Raw genomic sequence first — 18,344 nt, 5'->3', positions numbered from 1 at the left:
CGACGGATGAGTGAAACCATGACCCGATACGAAAGCGACGACTCGCCCCTCTTCCACCGCCCCGGCCTGTTCCAAAGCAGCCTCCGGCCCGAATGGCTCGTGCCCACGGACGAGCAATGTCTGGCTTGGTGGGACCGCTACGACATGCCCGAACACATCCGGGCGCACAGCCTCGTAGTGGCCCGCGTGGCCGGGCAGTTGGCAGAGCTCGCCCATGCCGCCGGACTCGACGTCTGTGTGCAGAGCGTGCGCGCCTCGGCCCTGCTGCACGACTTGGCCAAGCACTACTGCATCCTTCACGGCGGTTCGCATTCCCTGATCGGCGGGGCCTGGGCCATGGAATTGACCGGCAATCCGGTCCTGGCCATGGGCGTCACCCATCATGTCTACTGGCCCTTCGAGATCAACGTGAGCCGATATTTCATGCCCCTGGCGGTGCTCTACGGCGACAAGCGGGCCAAGCACGAAAACCTCGTCTCGCTACGCGAGCGGTTCGAGGACCTGCTCGTGCGCTACGGACACACCCCCGAAATCCAAGAAAAAATCCGCTGGACCGTGGAACAGGCGCTGCTCATCGAAGAGCGCATGTCCACTCTCCTCGGCGAGGACCTCGATGCGTATCCTTTTGATAGCGGGCGGCTGGTCGGGTGAACGCGCTGTCTCCCTCTCGGGAGCGGCCCAGATCGAGCGGGCCCTGACGGGGCTTGGCCACACGGTCACGCCGTTCGACCCCCTGCCCGGATTCGACGGCCTGATCACGGCCGCGCGCGACCACGACTTCGCGTTCTTGAACCTGCACGGCGCGCCAGGCGAGGACGGCCTGATTCAGGCCATGCTCGACGCGGCCGACGTTCCTTACCAGGGTTCGGGTCCCGAAGCATCGTTCCTGGCCCTTCACAAGGCGGCGGCCAAGCAGATATTCCGACTTCGCGGCATCCCCACGCCCGAGTGGACCTTTCTGCCCGTGCCGCCCGGCCCCGACTGGGAATGCGACCTGCGTTTCCCGCTCTTCGTCAAGCCCAACGACGGCGGGTCGAGCCTGGACATGCGCCGCGCGGCCACGCACGAGGAACTACGCGAAGCCCTCTCACCCATCTTCGCCTCGGGCAAGCAGCCCCTGGTGGAAGAGGCCGCGCCAGGCTTCGAGATGACCTGCGCCGTGCTCGGGGACGAAGCCCTGCCCACGATCCTCATCCGTCCCAAGCTGTGCTGCGACTTCTTCGACTACCGCAGCAAGTACGAGCAGGATGGCGCGGAGGAAATCTGCCCCGCGCCTGTGGACGACGCTCTCTCCGCGCGGGTGCGCGAACTTGCGCTGCGCGCGCACGTCGCCTTGGGATGCGAAGGCTACTCGCGCAGCGACTTCATTGTCACGGACGACGGCCCAGTGCTGCTCGAAGTCAACACCCTGCCCGGCATGACCCCCACGAGCCTTGTGCCCCGGTCGGCGGCCGCCGCAGGAATAAGCTTTCAGGACCTCGCGGCGCGGCTCATCGACCTTGGACTTGCGCGCTGTGCGCGTCGCCGAGCCTGCGCGCCGGAACCGCTCGCCTGGGACGAGGCGTGAAAATCGCCCTTCGCGCATACGACGCCCTGTGGCGGCTCCTGCCGCCGCTTTTGAAGCGCAACCCACGGCTGCGCGAGGGCTTTGACCAACGCATGCTGCAAACGCCCCTGCCGCGCGCCGAGTTGTGGCTGCACGCGGCTTCAGCGGGCGAATCCTACCTCGCCGAGAGTATCGCCCAGGCCCTCATCCCCGTCGTTCCACAAGGCGCGCGCTTGCGCATCCTCACGACCACCAACACCCGCCAGGGCCACGACATTCTGAGCCGCGCCGGGGAACGGCTGGCCGGATCAAACGCGCCGGTCGCGCTTTTCGCGGCCTACTGCCCCTTCGACCGGCCTTCGCTCATGCGTGCGGCCATGACGGGCGTGAATCCTGCCGTGGTGGCGCTTCTGGAGACCGAGCTTTGGCCCGGCCTCATGGCCTCGGCCAGGGAACACGGCGCAACGCTTGTGGTGGCCAACGCCCGCATGTCGCCGCGCACCCTGGCCCGAAGCCTGCCCCTGGCAGGCCTTTTGCGCCCCTTCGGCCCACACGAGGTGCTGGCCATCTCGAAGCGCGACGCGAACCGCTACGCCGCGCTCTTTCCTAACGCGACCGTTACCGTCACCCCCAACATCAAGTTCGATCAGTTGCGCCTCGATACGCCGCCCAATCCTCCGCAAGCCCTGTCGGCGCTTCTGCCCGGGGATGCCGAGTTCGTGGTCTTCGGTTCGGTGCGCGAGCCCGAGGAAACGGCCGTGACGATGGCCATGGCCGCCCTTATTCGCGCACGTCCCGACGCCGTGATCGGCCTTTTCCCGCGCCACATGGAGCGCCTGCGCGCCTGGCAGGAGCGGCTTCAGGCGGCCGGACTCCGATTTTACGCCAAGACCGCGCTCGACGGCCCGGCCACGCCCGGCTCGATCATCCTCTGGGACGCCTTCGGCGAGCTTCGCGACGCCTACTCCCTGGCGCGGGCGGCCTTTCTTGGCGGCAGCCTCGCCCCGCTCGGCGGACAAAACTTTCTCGAACCGCTGGCCGCGGGAACGCCCGCCGTCATCGGGCCGCACTGGAAGAACTTCGCCTGGGTCGGCCGCGAAATCGTGGACGCGGGGCTCGTACGCGAGGTGCGCGATGCCTCGGAGCTCGCACCCGCTCTTGCCGACATTTGCGCCGCGCCGCAGGAGCGCAAAGACGTGCGCTCGGCCCTGGCCGAATATGTCAGACCGCGCCAAGGAGGTGCCCAGGCGACCGCCGCGCGTCTGGCGACACTCCTTGCGGAGCGCGGCGCTTTCGCGTAAGGAGTGGTCGCTTTGGCCGCAAACGCACTCCCTCCCTGTCACGGGATCATACCGGCGCGCTTCGCCTCCACCAGGTTTCCGGGCAAGCCGCTGATCGATATTCTGGGCAAGCCCATGTTCTGGCATGTGCACGCCAGGGCATCGCGCTGTCCGGAGCTTGCGAGCGTGACTCTGGCCACGGACGACCAGCGCATCGCCGGCAAGGCGCGCGAGATGAATGTTCCGGTGGTCATGACCGGCGCGCACCATGCCAGCGGCACGGACCGCGTCCACGAGGCCGCGAGCCTGCTCGGGATTCCCGAGGAGGCCGTGGTGGTCAACGTTCAGGGTGACGAGCCTGCCCTGGACCCGGCCATGATCTCGGCCCTGGTGGCCCCGTTCGCCGATCCCGGCGTGCAGGTCGCCACCTTGGCGCACGCCATCGGCGACGAGCGGGCCAGAAGCCCCGATCAGGTCAAGGTGGTCTGCGCGGCCAACGGCGACGCCCTGTACTTTTCGCGCGCGGCCGTGCCCTTCCATCGGGGGGAGGAAGCGCGAGGCTTTTTCGGGCACATTGGCCTGTACGCATTTCGCATGAAGGCGCTTGCGCGCTTCACGAGCCTGCCCCCGGGGCGGCTCGAACGGCTGGAGTGCCTTGAACAACTGAGGCTTTTGGAAAACGGCATTCCCATCCGCGTAGTTTGCGTGGACAAGGGAACACGGGGCGTGGACCGCCCCGAGGATGTCGCGGCCGTGGCCGCGATGCTTGCGGAGTGAGCGAAATGGAAGCGATTTTGGCGCTTGAGGACGGCACTTGGTTTTCCGGGGCCTCCTTCACGGGCGACGGCGAAACCGGCGGCGAGGTCATCTTCAACACCGGCATGACCGGATATCAGGAGATCCTCACCGACCCCTCCTACGTGGGGCAGATGGTCTGCATGACCTATCCCCACATCGGCAACTACGGCGTCAACCTCGACGACGTGGAGTCGAGCCGCATCCGGGTGGAGGCGTTCATCGTCAAGGAATGTTGCAAGACGCCCTCCAACTGGCGCGCCAAGAAGAGCCTTCCCGACTATTTGCGCGAGTACGGCGTGATGGGCATCGAGGGCATCGATACCCGCGCCCTGACCCGCCATCTGCGCCTGCACGGAGCCATGCGCGGCCTGATCTCCACGCGGGAGAAGGATCCGGCCCGGCTCGTTGCCCGCTGCCGCGAACTGCCGACCATGGAAGGTTCGAACCTGGCCGAGACGGTCACGCCCGCAAAGCCCTACACCTGGTCCGCAAACGGCCCGAAAGAGGCCGTTTTGAACGACGGGGCCTACGCCTGGCCCGGCCCCGGTCCGCGTCTCGTGGTCTTCGACTTCGGCATCAAGTGGAACATCCTGCGCCTCCTGGCCGATCAGGGCTTCGACATGCTCATGGTGCCCTCCTCCTTCACAGCCGAACAGGTCGCCAAGCTCTCGCCCGACGCGGTCTTCTTCTCGCCCGGCCCCGGCGACCCGGCCACCCTGCAAGGCCCCATCGCCCAGATCGCACGGATGACCGGCAGCTATCCCCTGGGCGGCATCTGCCTCGGCCACCAACTGCTCGGCACGGCGCTGGGCGGCTCCACCTACAAGCTCAAGTTTGGACATCACGGCATCAACCATCCGGTCAAGGATCTCCTGACCGGCCGCATCGAGATATCCTCGCAAAACCACGGCTTCTGCGTGGACATTTCCCGGCTCGACGACGTGGAGATGACGCATGTCAATCTGAACGACCAGACGTTGGAAGGCTTTCGTCACAAGAAGAAGCCCATCATCACCCTGCAATACCATCCCGAGGCCGGTCCCGGGCCGCACGACGCGCAGTTCTTCTTCACCCGCTTCCGCACCCTGGTGCGTGAAACGACTGGAAAGTGAACGGAAAGAGGGCTATTCTGCACCCGGAAAAGTCTTGTCACCAAAGGGGGTTGAAACGATGTCGGCGGAACTCATCAAAGCCAGGCAGCTGATCAACAAGATCGGCTCGCTCCTTAAACAGGAGAAAGTTCTCCCCGCCGCGCAATGTCTGCAGCAGGCGCTGCTCATCGTCATCAAGACCCCCCTCATGAAGGCGGAGAAGGAAGAGTTCGTCCAACTCATCTCGCAAGCCGTCTTCGCCTTGGGATCGGACAGGAACTTCACCCAGGCCTATCCGCTGCAGCTCGATTATGCCCCCGGCGAGGAGCGTAGCCTCTACGCCCAGATGAACGAGGTGCTCAAGGAACTGAACACCTCCACGACCGAGGAAGCCCAGGCCCTGCTTGCACTGATCGCCAAACGCAAGCAGCAGGGATTGAAGGATATCGAATCAAGGCTCACTGCCAAAGACCACGCCGAAGCCAAGAAAACGGCCGACGCCCTGGTGCGCGAGTTCAGCCAGGACACGGATTTCAAGGCCAACATCGCTGATCTCTTCCTCAAGCACGAACAATACCAGGAAGCCTACGGATACCTTGAGGACGCACTGCGCAACGATCCCGATGCCGTGCATCTGTACAACCGCATCGGCATCGTCCTGCGCAAGATGAAGGACTTCAAGACGGCCGAGCAGTACTACAGGAAGGCCCTGGAATCCTGCCACCACGATGAGTTCCTGTTCTTCAACATCGGCAGACTGTATCACGACTGGCAAAAATGGCGGCCCATGGCCGAGATGGCCAAACGGGCGCTAAAGATCAACCCTTCTTTCCAGCAGGCTCAAAAGATGTTGCAGTTCGCACAGAAGAAACTGGAACAGGAAGCTTGAGAGGCTTGAAACAACTCCCCTTCCCAAGCCGTACACAGAATTCAAGGCCGACACGCGTTCCCCCGCAAGTCGGCCTTCAATTTTTCGTGGTAACGCAGCAGATGATGCCCTTGAGGCGGTCGCCTACCCGGCCTCGCGGGTCAGATCGAGCGCAAGCCGCATCGCGGCCCTAAAACCCCCGGCATCGGCCCGCCCCGTGCCGGTCACGTCGTGGCCCGTGCCATGATCCGGCGAGGTGCGGACATACGGCAGCCCGAGTGTGACGTTGACCGCCTCGCCAAAGTGCAAAAGCTTGAGCGGCCCAAGCCCCTGGTCGTGATACATGGCCAGGACGGCCGAAAAATCCCCGCGCGCGGCGCGATGAAAGAGCGTGTCCGCCGGAAGCGGCCCGAGGGCGTCGATTCCCCTGTCCCGCGCCGTGTGCACGGCCGGACCGATGACCTCGATCTCCTCGCGGCCGATGCGGCCTCCCTCGCCCGCATGCGGATTGAGACCACACACGGCCAGCGGGGCATCGAGCCCCAAACGTCGGGTGAACTCCCAAAGGTGCGTCAGGGAACGCAGCACACGCTGCTCGGTAATCAGGTCGGGCACCCCGCGCAGAGGCGGGTGCGTGGTCACAAGCCCTACGCGCAGGCGCGGTCCGGCCAGACACATGGTGACGTCGTCCGGCATGAGCCCTGCCGCCTCGGCCAGGAATTCTGTGTGCCCAGGGAACTCGAATCCGGCCTCCATGAGCATGGCCTTGTGTAAAGGGCACGTCACAAGAGCGCGTCCCGCTCCCGCGCGCATCAGACGGGCCGCACGGCCGAGCGCGATCCCTGCCGCGCGGCCGCCCTCGGGCCTGGCCCGGCCCGGATCGCAGCAGAACTCCTCCAATTCCTCGGGAACGAGCAGCGAAACGCCCTCTCGCGCCTCCTCGGACGAGGCCACGCGTCGCCAAAAAGCGGGCAGGCCCAGCCGCTCCGCGTGGCGCGCGAGCGGCTCCTCGGGGCCGACGATCAGAACCGGCGCCTCGGGCGCACCCTTCCCAAGCACACGGCAAGCGAGTTCCGGCCCCAGGCCGTCCGGATCGCCGAGGGTCACGAGGAGCGGCTTCATAACCAAGAGGGCTTGAAGGCCATAGCGGCCAGCGGCGGAAGGGTCAGTTCGACGTAATGGCCCCAGCCTCCGGGAATTTCGCTTTCGCGTGCCATGGCTCCGTGAACGTTGCCGACGTTGGAGCCGCCGTAGAATTCCGCGTCGGAGTTGAAAATCTCCCGCCAATGGCCGCCATGCGGACATCCCACGCGATAGTTCTCGCGCACCACTGGCGTGAAGTTGAAAACCCACAGCAAGGGATTCCCCGCACGATCCTTGCGCAGAAAACTGATGACCGAGGCCTGCCAGTCGTGCAGGTCGACCCACTCGAAACCCTGCCACTCGAAGTCCACCGCGTGCATGGCGGGCTCTTCCCGCAGCAGGCGGTTCAGGTCGCGCAGCGTGGACATGATGCCCTGGTGCGCGGGGTAGTCCATGAGGTTCCAGTCCAGCGGCGACATGCAGTCCCATTCGCGCCACTGGCCGAACTCGGAGCCCATGAAGATCAGCTTCTTGCCCGGATGCGCCCACATGTAGGACAAGAAAAGGCGCATGTTGGCGAATTTCTGCCAATAATCGCCCGGCATCTTGGAGAGAAGCGAACCCTTGCCGTGCACGACCTCGTCGTGGGAGATGGGCAGCACGAAGTTCTCCGTGAACGCGTAGAGCATGGAGAACGTGAGACTGTTATGATGCCAGGAGCGGTGCACCGGTTCCTTGGAGAAGTAGGCGAGCTGGTCGTGCATCCAGCCCATGTTCCACTTGAAGGTGAAGCCCAGCCCGCCCGAATAGGTAGGCCGCGAGACGCCCGGCCAGGCAGTGGACTCCTCGGCGATCATGGCAGCGCCTGGGAACTGGTCGTGAACTACCACGTTCAACTCGCGCAGGAACTCCACGGCCTCGATGTTTTCGCGGCCTCCGTGTTCATTGGGAATCCACTCCCCCTCCTTGCGCGAGTAGTCCAGGTAGAGCATCGAGGCCACGGCGTCGATGCGCAGGCCATCGAAATGAAATTCCTTGAGCCAGTATAACGCGTTGGCCAACAGGAAGTTACGCACCTCATGGCGGCCGTAGTTGAAAATGTAGGTCCCCCAGTCGGGGTGCTCGCCCTTGCGCGGGTCGGCATGTTCGTAGAGGGCGCTGCCGTCGAACCGGCCCAGGCACCAGTTGTCCTTGGGAAAATGGCCGGGCACCCAGTCGAGGATGACGCCGATCCCCTCCTGATGACAACGGTCGATGAAGTATTTCAGGTCTTCGGGACGTCCGTGGCGCGACGTAGGCGCGAAATAATGCGTCGTCTGGTACCCCCATGACTGGTCCAGGGAATGCTCGGCCAGAGGCATGAACTCGATGTGGGTGAAGCCCAGATCCTTCAGGTAGGGGATCAGTTTGTCGGCCATCTCACGGTAGCCCAAAAACTGGCCGTATTCATGCCCAGCCCACTGCCACGAGCCCGCGTGGATCTCGTACATGGAGATGGGCTTGGCCAGGGGCAGCCCCGTTGCGCGGCGTTCGCGCATCCAGGCCTCGTCGCCCCAGGCGTGGTTGTCCAGCGGCCAGACCACGGCCGCGTTACCGGGACGAAGCTCGGTGCAGAAGGCAAAAGGGTCGGTCTTGAGCGTCGTCGCTCCGTTCTGCGCGCTGACCGCGTACTTGTAGATGGTCCCCTGGTCCACGTCCTCACACAGTCCGGCCCAGACGCCCGAGACGCCGACGGGGTACAGGGGGTGCGAGTCCGATAGCCAGCCGTTGAAATCGCCGACCAAACTCACGGCGGAGGCGTTGGGAGCCCATACCGCGAAGCGCCACATCCGGCGGCCCTCCTCCTCAACGGGATGGCAGCCCAGGACCCGGTAGAGGTCCCAGTGCTGCCCCTTACCGAAAAGGTAGAGGTCGAAAGGTGGGATATAGGCTGGCGTGGTGCCGTGGTTCATGCTCGATCCTTTGCGCGGCGGCGCGGTGAAATCAAAAAACACGGCCCTACGCGGACAGAAGCGCAACCCATCCGCACGGCCGTGCCCTTCCTCGGCGATATCCGGGGAGGCCTACAGGCTGACGACGGAGTTCTCGCAATTGCCGAACGGGCTGAACTCGTAGCGGTCTGCCTGCCAGTCGTTGACCCAATCGCGGCCGTCGATGAGATAGCGGAACTGGTAATCGCGGCCGGCCTCCAGGTCCAACGTACGGGTGAAGGCCCCGTCCTTGAGTTTGCGCATGGGAGTGGCGTCCACCTTCCAATCGTTGAACTCACCCACCAGGAAGACCTTCTTGGCGTCCTGGACAAGATCGGGAGCCAACGTGAACGTGACCTTGCAGACCGGCTTGTTCTTCAAAAATTTCTTGGAGAGAGCCACGGGCATTCCTCCTGGAGCGTTCGAGTCGCGGATCGTAAACCTGTTACCGAATCTACGCGGCTATGTATCTCTTTCCCATGTCGGCGGCAAGAGAAAACCGGAACTTCCCTCTTCCCGATCAGGGTGCCTCAAGGCCGAGCGAACGATACAGTGCGAGATACTGTTCCGCCGAACGATCCCACCTGAAATCCTGGGTCATGGCCCGCATGACCATTTCCTCCCAGGCCTTCCGATCCTCCCACAAGGCGCAGGCCGTGGCGATGGCGTCGAGGAACAGGCCGCTGTCGGGCTCGTCGAACGTGAAGCCGGTGGCCTCCGGGTCGGGATACGGCACGATGGTGTCCTTGAGCCCGCCCACTGCCGTGGCCACGGGCGGCGTCCCATAGCGCAGGGCGTACATCTGGGTAAGTCCGCACGGCTCGTAGCGCGAAGGCATGAGAAAGATGTCGCAGCCCGCCTGAATGCGATGGGCCAGTTCCTCGGTGTAGCCGACGATAACGTGCAACTGCCCCTGATACTCTTCCATCATTTCCAGCAAACGGGCCTCGAAATCAAGATTGCCCTCGCCCAGGACGATCACGCCGACGTTAAGGTCCATGACCTGGGGCATGATGTCGATGAGCAAATCGATGCCCTTCTGGCGGCGCAACCGGCCGATGAAGCCCATGATTGGCCGCTGTTCCAACATGTCCGAGAGATAGTACTCGCGAATCAGCTTCTTTTTGCACCACATCTTGCCGGTCATGCGCTGCGGCGAATAGCACGATGGCAGGAACTTGTCCTTGGCGGGATCCCAGACGTCGTAGTCCGCGCCGTTGATGATCCCGTGCAGACAGTGGGCGCGCTTGGCGAGAATCCCTTCGAGCCCGCAGCCGAACTCGGGCGTCAGTATCTCCTCGGCGTAGGAAGGGCTCACCGTGGAGATGCAGTCCGCATGGGCGATGCCCGACTTGAGGAGGTTGAAGTCCCCCCAGAACTCGCACCCCTCCATGTGCCAAGCCTCGTGAGGGAGTCCCGAATCGAAAAATAGACGCGAGGAAAACCTGCCTTGGAAGGCGAGGTTGTGGATCGTCAGGATGGTCTTGGCATCCGTCCAGAAGGGATCGCTGCGCTTGAGGTAGTGGATCCAGACCGGAACGAGCGCCGACTGCCAGTCGTTGACGTGGATGACGGCCGGGGCCTTGCCCAGACGCTTGATCCATTCGACCACGGCACGGGAGAAGAAGGTAAACCGCTCGCAGTTGTCGAAATAATCACCCTTGTAGGTGTTGTAGTACTGGCGACGGTCGAAGTATTCGTCGCGGGCCACGAACCACACGGTCACGCCGTGGTACTCGGCCTGGTATATTTCCGCCGTGATGGGAGGCCAGGGATAGCCCACATGGCAATCCGAGGAGACGAGGCGCGGGTCGAACTCCTCGGCCTTCATGCGGCCGTACAGCGGCGTGACCACCCCCACCTTCAGCCCCTGTCGGGCCAACGCCGGAGGAAGCGCGCCGAGCACGTCCGCAAGGCCGCCCGTCTTCGAGAAGGGGAACATCTCCGAGGTGACGAAGATGACGTCGTATCGCTCTTGCGCGCCTGTGGCCATGACGCTCCTATCCTTTGAGGGCCTTGCTGACGTATCGGTTGGCGCGCGCAAGCGAGTCCGCAAAGTCGCGCAGGATTTCCTCGTGATCGAAAACAATGGGGCGAGGCAGCCGGTCCAGGGGATGATAGGCCGCGCGCGCGGCATCGTCGCCCGCCCTGGGCTCGTCCTGGGTCATGGGCAGCGCGGTGTAGACCACGCTCATGGTGTGGCGGCGCGGGTCGCGATCGGGCCTCGAGTAGACGCCCAGAATTCCCGTGAGGACCACTTCGAGCCCCGTCTCCTCGCTCGCCTCGCGCACTGCCGCGCTCTCGGCCGTCTCCCCCTCGTCCACGAACCCTCCGGGAAGCGCGTAGCCGAACGGCTCGTTGCCGCGCTCCACGAGTAGAACGCCCCGCCACGGCAGATAGACGACCACGTCCACCGTGGGCGTCGGATTGGCGAACAGGGAAATACCGTGTCCGCACCTGGGGCAGGAAAGCGTCTTGAACATGGACGGAGAGACTCCCGTTGCGAGCGGCCGACCAAGGGACTTGGGCGACAGGGTGAGTTCCGACAATTCAAGGTAGGATAAATCATATGGCGTGACAAGAAGGCCAGCCGCCGAAAGGGAAAAAATCAGCAGGGTTCAAAATTTTGCACGACAGGACTCACGGTCCTCCATCGATCTTTGCACTCCGATGGCGAAAAAGCCCATGTCCGCCCAGGCGCGAGAAATTCCTTCACCGTCCATACGCGACCCGATCAACGGCGCGTCGCAGCCGCGCCAAGCCCCATACGTCCACAGCGGCTCGTTCCCATGCCCCGAAAACGCCCAGGAGATAAGGATTCCGGAGCTTTTGCCCACGATCGACCAAGGAACCCGCAAAAGCACGAGCTTGATGACAAACCCTTTTTCCAGGCTGCTCAAAACGCGTCAGATGCAAGGCGCAAGAACAATCCAGGCCCGACGCGTATCAAAAAATACGCGAGGGACTGGATTGTTCGCGGCAACGCCGCAGATGGCACGTTTTCAGCAGCCTGAAAGCACGAAGCCGACTTGTCGGGACCACCCCGAGAAGTCGGCTTCGGCAAAAGAAGGAAGGTGACCAGACTCTAGCAGGCTTCGTGCCAAACCCACGCATATTAAAAATATCGCATTTTTTCACGATCTTAGGCAATGAACCTCGTATTCGGGGAACGCGCCTGCGGTACGAAAATTTTAACCCTCCCCCCGCGCACACGGCATTTTCGGGGTTCTCGAGTTCAATTTTTTTAACCGTCGTCCGGAAGCGGCGCCACCACAAAACCCGCGTCGCGAAGCATGGCGATCGAGACCGCGCCCTCGCGAATGACGGCCACTTCCCTCGTTCCCAGACATTTGACCACCGTGGAGGGCAGGCCGCCCGCTGGCCAGGGTTTGTCTGCGACCACGGCCGCCACCTTTTGGGCCAGGCGCGGGTCGATCTGATCCGGCGTGGCCGGGGCGCTTTGGCCGCTGATGTTGGCCGAAGTGGCGATGAGCGGCATACCCGAGCGCAGACACAATTCCCGAGCCAGCGGATGCGCGCTGAGGCGTACCGAAGTGAAGCCGCTTTCGTCTCGCAAGAGGCGTGGCAGTCTGCGACCGGTGGGCACGAGCACGGACAGCGGCCCAGGCCAGAATACGTCCGCAAGCCTGACGAACGCCTTGGAGAACCAGCCCGTGATCATGCCGAGTTGCTCCATGCTGCCGATGATGATGGGCAGAGGTTTGGTTTGGGGACGGGCCTTGATGTCCACCACAGCCTGTGCGGCGTCGGCGTGAAACGCCCCCCCACCTATGGCGTAGAGCGTTTCCGTGGGATAGATCAGGCACTTGCCGTCCGCGATTGCCTCGATGGCTCTTTGCATGCCCCCTCCCCCGCCCGAAGCGGCCGAACCTGTCCGCGGCCGCGCCTCGTCGTGCTTATTTTCGCCGCTCACTTGCCGCACCACTCGCTGTTCAGGGCCCCCAACTCTTCGTCGGAGAAGGTCGGGCGATTGTATGCCCCCTGGGCGAAGCGTTGCCGCCACGCCTCGTAGAGGATGATCGCCCCGGCCACGGACACGTTGAAGCTCTGCACCATGCCGGACATGGGAATGTAGATCATGCCGTCGCACAATGGCAGCAGTTCGGAACTGGTCCCGCCGTGTTCGTTGGAGAGGACGATCGCCGTGGGTTCGGCCAGATCCCACTCCGTCAGGGGCTTGGCCGTTTTCGAAAATCCCGTGGCCAGAATACGCATGCCTCTCTCGCGCAACAGCGCCGTCATGGCCCTTGCGTCGGAGTGGCGGGTGCGGCGCACCCATTTCCTGGCCGAAGCCGAAGACTTGCGCCCGATATCGGGAAAGGCGGACGTGGTATAGTACAGGTGCACTTCGGGCACCCCGAAGGCATCGCACGAGCGTAGCACGGCCGAGACGTTATGGGGGTCCCATACATTGTCGAAGACAAGGGTCAGATCCTTTTGGCGTTTGGCCAGAACTTCCCTGATCCGCTCCTTGCGGCGGTCGGAGATGCAAGTACGCATGGCCGGGCCTCTTACGCGACCACCCGGACGCTGGCAAGGGACCCATGCGCGTCAGACGCGACGCGCTTTGGCGGACAGCTATTTCCATTGGCCCGTGTGGTCTGCTCCAGCTTGACAGCCGCTACGCGCCCACGTACGGCCTCTGCTCCAAGGCCACGTACGAATGATCACCCGCATGAACGACATCGCCATCTGCATCGCCGCGCACGGCGCGGTCCTGCCCGGTTCGGACGAAGGCTTCGCCGCCTTTGCAAACGACGTGCGGGTCGCGTACCCCGGCCTGCCCGTGGCCCTGGCCTTCACCTCAAGCATGGTGCGCGAACGGCTCTCGCGCTCTGGCCGGGACATGCCCTCGCCCCCCCAGGTCATCCGGGAACTCGCCCGCCAGGGATCGCGTCGCATCGCGGTGCAATCGCTGCACGTCATCATCGGCCAGGATTACGAGGATGCATTCGCCGCTTGTCACGTGCTGTGCAACGAAGGGGTGATCGACGAACTGGCCATGGGGCAACCCTTGCTGGCCGACGACGCCTCCGCATGGGCCGCGGCCCGAGCGCTGCCCTCGATCATACCGCCCGAACGCGCGGCCGACGAAGCCCTGGTGCTCGTAGGTCATGGCAGCGGACACAAAGGCGCAATGCTTTACGAAACGCTCGTCGCCCAAGCCCGCGCGGCGGACCCGCTCGTCTTCCTGGGGCTTTTGAGCGGCGGGCCAGGCCCCGCCGAAATAGCGGCCGAAGCCAGACGGCGCGGAGCTCGCGGGGCATGGCTCCTCCCCCTTCTGAGCGCGCCGGGCATGCATGTGCGCCGCGACATCGCTGGCGATTCCCCCGGCTCTTGGACGAGCGGTCTTTCGGCCCACGGCCTGCCCGCCCGTTGCGTGGCACGTGGGGCCCTGGAGCATCCGGCCCTGCGCGCCCTGTGGCTCGACCACTTACGAGCGGCCATAGCGCGACTTGCGCCCCCTTGACAGGGCGGGGCGGTGTGCGGCTATACGCCAAGGCTCGCCTCAATGCCGCCTTTCCGTGACAGCTATCCACTCCATCGCCCAGTATTTCGAGGAGATTTCATGACCAAGCCTTCCGGCACCCTGTTCGCCATAGGCGTTGGCCCCGGCGATCCCGAGCTTTTGACCCTCAAGGCTGCGCGCCTACTGGGCAGCGTGCGCGTCGTGTTCACGGCCGCATCGCCCAAGAACGACCAGTCGCACGCTCTGACCATAGCCAGGGAACACCTCCGGCCAGACGCTCTCATCGAGCGTTTGGAATTCCCCATGACCCGAGACGAGGCGGTTTTGCAAAATGCCTGGCGCACGGCCGCGATGCGCGTCCTGACCGAGATCGAATCCGGGAACGACGCGGCCTTCCTCACCCTGGGCGATCCCATGACCTACAGCACCTTCGGCTATCTTTCGCGGATCGTGCGGGAGTTGTCGCCAGCGGCGAAGATCGAAGCCGTGCCGGGCGTGACCTCTTACCAGGCGGCGGCCGCCGCCGCCCTGACGCCTCTCGTGGAGGGTGAGGAGAGCCTGATGATCGTTTCGGGAATAGCAGAACAAAAGCGGCTTTCACAGGTGCTCGGGCTCGCGGACAACGCGGTCGTGCTCAAGGCCTACCGCAATCTGCCCGCCATCCGGAAGGCCGTGGAGGGACTCGGACTGGGCGAACGCGCCGTGATCGTCTCACGCCTGGGCATGGACGGCGAGGCCCGCTACCAGGGGCTCGCGCAGATCCCCGAGACCCTGCCCTACTTCTCGCTCATGCTCCTGCCCAAGTCGCGCGCGAAATAAGCCGGGAGCAGGCCAAGAGCCGAACTACTTCGCGGCCCGGCTTTCAGCCTCTTTCTTCTTTTCGGCCAGCCGCTTCTGCTCTTCCAAGGTCAGGGAGTGCAGAAAGTCCGATTGCTGGGGCGAAAGCTTCACGAACTGCCCGCCCACGTGGCCGTCGCCCACGCGCACGATGCGTACGACCAGACCGGAGACGAGCATCCGGGCCCCCAGAAAAAGGTTCACGGCCATCTCGCCGCCGGGCGTGAATTCCTTGGCCACGGAATTGAGCGAGATGCCCGTGGCGCTGATGTCGCGCACGCTGACGCTGACGGGCTTGCCCGAAAGCTTGGCGCGCAATTGCGGGATTTCGACCCTGAAGGCGGTTCTGCGTTCAGAACCTTCCTTCTTGCCGGAAGCGACGTTCAGGAGCTTTTTCAGGAACGACATGGAACACCCATGATCCGGGCTTCGCGGACACGCCGAAACGGCGCGATTTCCCCCTGGCCCGTCCTGTACGCCAGCTTACGGTCCGAGCGCAACCCCGCTGCGAACCGGGTCGAGGACTGCACTGTCAGGGGCTGCCGACAAGCCCTTTCCCTGGCTGCCGCACAACGGCGCCGAACGCAAAGGCATAAAAGAATCACGTCCCCGCGAGGCCTAGCCTGCGCGCGGGACGTGATTCTTCGCGCCAAAGCAACGAATGACGCTTATTCCACGATCGCCTAGCCCACCCAGCGTATCAGGCCAAGCGAACGCGGGTCGATCAGCAGCGGATGGAACGGCAGGATGCGGATGGTGAAGCCGAAACGGCCCGCCTCCTGGGGCAAAAGCTCGCCCTTGAATATTTTCCAGCCGTCCTCGGTCTCGCCGTCTGGAGACATGGCGATGGTCCGCCTCCGATCCACGTCGCCGTCCTGATTGATGGGCCCGGCATAAAGCTCCACGCGCACGTCGTCCACGGGGAGTCCCGCCAGCCAGACCTCGGCCTCGATGAGGAACGGTTCGCCGACGAAGACTTGCGTCGGGGATTCGGTCCGCACGTTGCGGATGTGGATATCACCCCACTTGGTCATGACGTCCATGCGCCAGGACGCCATCTGCTTGGCCTTGGCGAAATCCCTGGCGGCCAGTTCTCGGTAGTTCTTGAAGGCCGGGATGTAGGCGTTGCGCACGTAGTCCTCGACCATGCGGTGCGCGCTGAAGGCCGCGCCGAGGTGGACCAGGGCGTTTTTCATGCGCCGCACCCAACCGCGCGGCATGTTGCCGTGCCCCCGGTCGTAGAAGTCGGGAACGACGTCGTTCTCCAAGACGTTGTACAGCGTCTGACTCTCCACGAAATCCTGGTAGTCCCAATCGTCGTATATCTCGCCCTGGCCGATGCCGTAGCCTACGGAATTGTCGGGCTGATACGCCTCGGCCCACCAGCCGTCCAGGGTGCTGACGTTGAGCACGCCGTTGGACATGGCCTTCATGCCCGAGGTGCCGCAGGCTTCGAGAGGCACGCGCGGATTGTTCAGCCACACGTCGCCGCCCTGGACCATGAAGCGAGCCACGCTCATGTCGTAGTCTTCGAGGAAGACTATCTTGTTCTTGAGTTCGGGCGTACGCGACAATTGGATAATCTGCTGGATGAGCTTCTTGCCTTCGTTGTCCTGGGGGTGCGCCTTGCCCGCGAAGATGAACTGCACGGGCTTGTCGGGGTTGCCCACCAGCCGCTTCAGGCGCTCCACGTCCATGAACAGCAGGTTGGCCCGCTTGTAAGTGGCGAAGCGACGGGCGAAGCAGATGGTCAGGGCGCGGGGGTCGAGGATTTCGAGTGACTCCTCCACTTCGCGCCGCCTCGCTCCGCGCTTGCGTTGCGTGTCGGCCACGCGGTGGCGAGCGTAATCGACCAGCCGCTCACGCAGCCGCTCGTGGGTACGCCACAACTCCGAATCGGGGATGTTCTGCGCCTGACGCCAGACCCGCGCGCAGTCGGGGTCTTCCTTCCAGTTAATGCCCAGATAGCGATCATAGAGGGCGGCCATGTCCGGGGCCACGAAGGATGGCTGGTGCACGCCGTTGGTGATGGCGCTGATGGGAACGTCGTCCACGGGATACTGCGGCCAGACGCGCTTCCACATGTTGCGCGAAACCTTGCCGTGCAACTCAGAGACGCCGTTGTTGAAACGCGAGAGCCGAAGCGCGAGCACGGTCATACAGAAGGTTTCGGCGTCGTTGCGCGGGTCTTCGCGGCCAAGGGCCAAAAAGACCTTGAAGGCCAGTCCAAGGCTCTTTGCGTAGCCCTCGAAATATTTCTGCATCAACCCCGGATCGAAGCGGTCGTTGCCTGCCGGAACCGGAGTGTGGGTGGTGAAGACCGAGGTGGACGCGGTCAGCTCCACGGCCGCCTCGAAGGCGAGCTTGCTTTCGGACATGAAGACGCGGATGCGCTCAAGCCCGGCGAAGGCGGAATGCCCCTCGTTCATGTGGATGACCGTGGGCGCAAGCCCCATGGCCCAAAGCGCCCTGATGCCGCCGATGCCGAGCAGTATTTCCTGGCGGATGCGCATCTCCCAATCTCCGCCGTAAAGTTGGGCGGTGACTTCGCGCAGATCGGGATCGTTATCGGCGATGTTGGCGTCGAGCAGCAGAAGCGAAATGCGGCCCACAGCCACTTTCCAGACCTGGGCGCGGCATTCGCGCCCGGCCATGTCCACGGAGATGGTCAGCGGGTCGCCATCGTCGTTCTTGACCAAACTCATGGGCAGTTGTTCGAAGTCCGAGTCCGGATAGCGTTCCTGCTGCCAGCCGTCGGGCGTCAGGTATTGTCTGAAGTAGCCCTTTTTATAAGCCAAGCCGATGGCCACCAACGGAACGTTCAGGTCGGAGGCGGACTTCAGATGGTCGCCCGCGAGGATGCCCAGACCACCCGAATAGACGGGCAGGCTGGCGTCGATGCCGAACTCAGCGCTGAAATAGGCCACGGCCGGTGTACGGCCCTCGTGGCCGGGAAAAGGCACGGGCGAAACGGTGCGAGCCAGATAGTCGTCCAGGTTCTTCTTGGCGTCGCGCACGCGCTCGACGAAGAATTCGTCGCGGGCCAGTTCCTCCAGGATTTTTTGCGGCAGTTGGTTCAGAAAAGCCACGGGATTGCCGTGGCACTCGCGCCAGATGTCCAGATCGATCTGAGCGAACAGATCGCTTACGCCGTCGTTCCAGCAGAACCAGTAGTTGTAGGCCAAATCCCAAAGCACTTCGAGCTTGGGGGGAAGCCTCGGGATGACGCTGAAGCTGCGGATTGGGCGCATGCACTCTCCTTGACGTTGACGCGTTCTCGCCGGACGGACGCATGATCCGCACGGCATGATCCATTCCCATCAGTGCCCAAAGCGGGGCCAAAAAGCAATGCTTCGGGAAAGACCCGTGGCGTGTTGCCT

17 protein-coding genes are annotated in these 18,344 nt (G+C 63.7%); 8 read left to right on the top strand and 9 right to left on the bottom strand.

Annotation, left to right across the window (positions count from 1 at the left end):
* Nucleotides 1-18: 18 nt before the first annotated feature.
* From DSAT_RS05260 to DSAT_RS05235, 6 genes are read left to right on the top strand one after another with little or no spacing between them, the layout of a single operon-like run.
* The gene (locus DSAT_RS05260; RefSeq protein ID WP_020886557.1) at nucleotides 19-651 is read left to right on the top strand and encodes an HD domain-containing protein; all 633 of its coding nucleotides are present in this window, start codon (nucleotides 19-21) and stop codon (nucleotides 649-651) included.
* Nucleotides 614-1,567 (top strand): D-alanine--D-alanine ligase family protein, encoded by a 954-nt coding sequence (locus DSAT_RS05255; protein WP_020886556.1) that lies wholly within the window; start codon nucleotides 614-616, stop codon nucleotides 1,565-1,567. The genes DSAT_RS05260 and DSAT_RS05255 overlap by 38 nt, the downstream gene beginning before the upstream one ends.
* Nucleotides 1,564-2,847, top strand: a complete 1,284-nt coding sequence (locus tag DSAT_RS05250) for a 3-deoxy-D-manno-octulosonic acid transferase (protein ID WP_020886555.1) — start codon at nucleotides 1,564-1,566, stop codon at nucleotides 2,845-2,847. The genes DSAT_RS05255 and DSAT_RS05250 overlap by 4 nt, the downstream gene beginning before the upstream one ends.
* Nucleotides 2,848-2,859: 12 nt before the next feature.
* Nucleotides 2,860-3,603, top strand: coding sequence for a 3-deoxy-manno-octulosonate cytidylyltransferase (gene kdsB, locus DSAT_RS05245; RefSeq protein WP_020886554.1), 744 nt, complete (start codon nucleotides 2,860-2,862; stop codon nucleotides 3,601-3,603).
* A gap of 5 nt (nucleotides 3,604-3,608) precedes the next feature.
* Nucleotides 3,609-4,736, top strand: coding sequence for a glutamine-hydrolyzing carbamoyl-phosphate synthase small subunit (carA, locus tag DSAT_RS05240; protein ID WP_020886553.1), 1,128 nt, complete (start codon nucleotides 3,609-3,611; stop codon nucleotides 4,734-4,736).
* 58 nt (nucleotides 4,737-4,794) lie between these two features.
* Nucleotides 4,795-5,604: a tetratricopeptide repeat protein gene (locus DSAT_RS05235; RefSeq protein ID WP_020886552.1), complete on the top strand. Its 810-nt coding sequence runs from the start codon at nucleotides 4,795-4,797 to the stop codon at nucleotides 5,602-5,604.
* A 123-nt stretch (nucleotides 5,605-5,727) separates the two neighbouring features.
* On the opposite strand, the gene pdxA is transcribed toward DSAT_RS05235, so the two are convergent.
* The 7 genes from pdxA to DSAT_RS05200 form a co-directional block, all read right to left on the bottom strand.
* Nucleotides 5,728-6,705 (bottom strand): 4-hydroxythreonine-4-phosphate dehydrogenase PdxA, encoded by a 978-nt coding sequence (gene pdxA, locus DSAT_RS05230; RefSeq protein WP_020886551.1) that lies wholly within the window; start codon nucleotides 6,703-6,705, stop codon nucleotides 5,728-5,730.
* Nucleotides 6,702-8,618, bottom strand: a complete 1,917-nt coding sequence (gene glgB, locus DSAT_RS05225; protein WP_020886550.1) for a 1,4-alpha-glucan branching protein GlgB — start codon at nucleotides 8,616-8,618, stop codon at nucleotides 6,702-6,704. Before glgB ends, pdxA begins: the two co-directional genes overlap by 4 nt.
* 111 nt (nucleotides 8,619-8,729) lie before the next feature.
* Nucleotides 8,730-9,038: an isoamylase early set domain-containing protein gene (locus DSAT_RS05220; protein WP_020886549.1), complete on the bottom strand. Its 309-nt coding sequence runs from the start codon at nucleotides 9,036-9,038 to the stop codon at nucleotides 8,730-8,732.
* A gap of 118 nt (nucleotides 9,039-9,156) precedes the next feature.
* On the bottom strand, nucleotides 9,157-10,629 hold the full coding sequence (gene glgA / locus DSAT_RS05215; RefSeq protein WP_020886548.1) for a glycogen synthase GlgA: 1,473 nt from the start codon (nucleotides 10,627-10,629) through the stop codon (nucleotides 9,157-9,159).
* A gap of 7 nt (nucleotides 10,630-10,636) precedes the next feature.
* Nucleotides 10,637-11,119, bottom strand: coding sequence for an NUDIX domain-containing protein (locus DSAT_RS05210; RefSeq protein WP_020886547.1), 483 nt, complete (start codon nucleotides 11,117-11,119; stop codon nucleotides 10,637-10,639).
* Between the two features lie 761 nt (nucleotides 11,120-11,880).
* On the bottom strand, nucleotides 11,881-12,498 hold the full coding sequence (locus DSAT_RS05205; protein WP_020886546.1) for an L-threonylcarbamoyladenylate synthase: 618 nt from the start codon (nucleotides 12,496-12,498) through the stop codon (nucleotides 11,881-11,883).
* Nucleotides 12,499-12,566: 68 nt separating this feature from the next.
* Nucleotides 12,567-13,157: a TrmH family RNA methyltransferase gene (locus tag DSAT_RS05200; RefSeq protein ID WP_020886545.1), complete on the bottom strand. Its 591-nt coding sequence runs from the start codon at nucleotides 13,155-13,157 to the stop codon at nucleotides 12,567-12,569.
* A gap of 175 nt (nucleotides 13,158-13,332) precedes the next feature.
* On the opposite strand from DSAT_RS05200, the gene DSAT_RS05195 reads away from it, so the two are divergent.
* Together DSAT_RS05195 and cobI are read left to right on the top strand one after the other, a co-directional pair.
* Nucleotides 13,333-14,127 carry a sirohydrochlorin cobaltochelatase gene (locus DSAT_RS05195; protein ID WP_161656093.1) on the top strand — a complete coding sequence of 265 codons (795 nt, stop codon included), beginning with the start codon at nucleotides 13,333-13,335 and terminating at the stop codon, nucleotides 14,125-14,127.
* 99 nt (nucleotides 14,128-14,226) lie between these two features.
* Nucleotides 14,227-14,946 carry a precorrin-2 C(20)-methyltransferase gene (gene cobI / locus DSAT_RS05190; protein ID WP_020886543.1) on the top strand — a complete coding sequence of 240 codons (720 nt, stop codon included), beginning with the start codon at nucleotides 14,227-14,229 and terminating at the stop codon, nucleotides 14,944-14,946.
* A 24-nt stretch (nucleotides 14,947-14,970) separates the two neighbouring features.
* On the opposite strand, the gene DSAT_RS05185 is transcribed toward cobI, so the two are convergent.
* On the bottom strand, nucleotides 14,971-15,372 hold the full coding sequence (locus tag DSAT_RS05185; RefSeq protein ID WP_020886542.1) for a PilZ domain-containing protein: 402 nt from the start codon (nucleotides 15,370-15,372) through the stop codon (nucleotides 14,971-14,973).
* 275 nt (nucleotides 15,373-15,647) lie between these two features.
* On the bottom strand, nucleotides 15,648-18,215 hold the full coding sequence (gene glgP / locus DSAT_RS05180) for an alpha-glucan family phosphorylase (protein ID WP_020886541.1): 2,568 nt from the start codon (nucleotides 18,213-18,215) through the stop codon (nucleotides 15,648-15,650).
* Between the last annotated feature and the right edge of the window lie 129 nt (nucleotides 18,216-18,344).

The organism is Alkalidesulfovibrio alkalitolerans DSM 16529 (assembly GCF_000422245.1).
Lineage (GTDB): Bacteria > Desulfobacterota > Desulfovibrionia > Desulfovibrionales > Desulfovibrionaceae > Alkalidesulfovibrio > Alkalidesulfovibrio alkalitolerans.
This window is presented reverse-complemented; position numbering and strand designations above follow the sequence as displayed.

Excerpts from the sequence above, each read along its gene's own strand:
- DSAT_RS05200 (WP_020886545.1), bottom strand. The coding sequence starts at position 13,157 with ATGCGTACTTGCATCTCCGACCGCCGCAAGGAGCGGATCAGGGAAGTT.
- cobI (WP_020886543.1), top strand. The coding sequence starts at position 14,227 with ATGACCAAGCCTTCCGGCACCCTGTTCGCCATAGGCGTTGGCCCCGGC.
- carA (WP_020886553.1), top strand. The coding sequence starts at position 3,609 with ATGGAAGCGATTTTGGCGCTTGAGGACGGCACTTGGTTTTCCGGGGCC.
- DSAT_RS05235 (WP_020886552.1), top strand. The coding sequence starts at position 4,795 with ATGTCGGCGGAACTCATCAAAGCCAGGCAGCTGATCAACAAGATCGGC.
- glgP (WP_020886541.1), bottom strand. The coding sequence starts at position 18,215 with ATGCGCCCAATCCGCAGCTTCAGCGTCATCCCGAGGCTTCCCCCCAAG.
- DSAT_RS05210 (WP_020886547.1), bottom strand. The coding sequence starts at position 11,119 with ATGTTCAAGACGCTTTCCTGCCCCAGGTGCGGACACGGTATTTCCCTG.
- DSAT_RS05205 (WP_020886546.1), bottom strand. The coding sequence starts at position 12,498 with ATGCAAAGAGCCATCGAGGCAATCGCGGACGGCAAGTGCCTGATCTAT.
- glgA (WP_020886548.1), bottom strand. The coding sequence starts at position 10,629 with ATGGCCACAGGCGCGCAAGAGCGATACGACGTCATCTTCGTCACCTCG.
- pdxA (WP_020886551.1), bottom strand. The coding sequence starts at position 6,705 with ATGAAGCCGCTCCTCGTGACCCTCGGCGATCCGGACGGCCTGGGGCCG.
- DSAT_RS05185 (WP_020886542.1), bottom strand. The coding sequence starts at position 15,372 with ATGTCGTTCCTGAAAAAGCTCCTGAACGTCGCTTCCGGCAAGAAGGAA.
- DSAT_RS05255 (WP_020886556.1), top strand. The coding sequence starts at position 614 with ATGCGTATCCTTTTGATAGCGGGCGGCTGGTCGGGTGAACGCGCTGTC.
- glgB (WP_020886550.1), bottom strand. The coding sequence starts at position 8,618 with ATGAACCACGGCACCACGCCAGCCTATATCCCACCTTTCGACCTCTAC.
- DSAT_RS05260 (WP_020886557.1), top strand. The coding sequence starts at position 19 with ATGACCCGATACGAAAGCGACGACTCGCCCCTCTTCCACCGCCCCGGC.
- DSAT_RS05195 (WP_161656093.1), top strand. The coding sequence starts at position 13,333 with ATGAACGACATCGCCATCTGCATCGCCGCGCACGGCGCGGTCCTGCCC.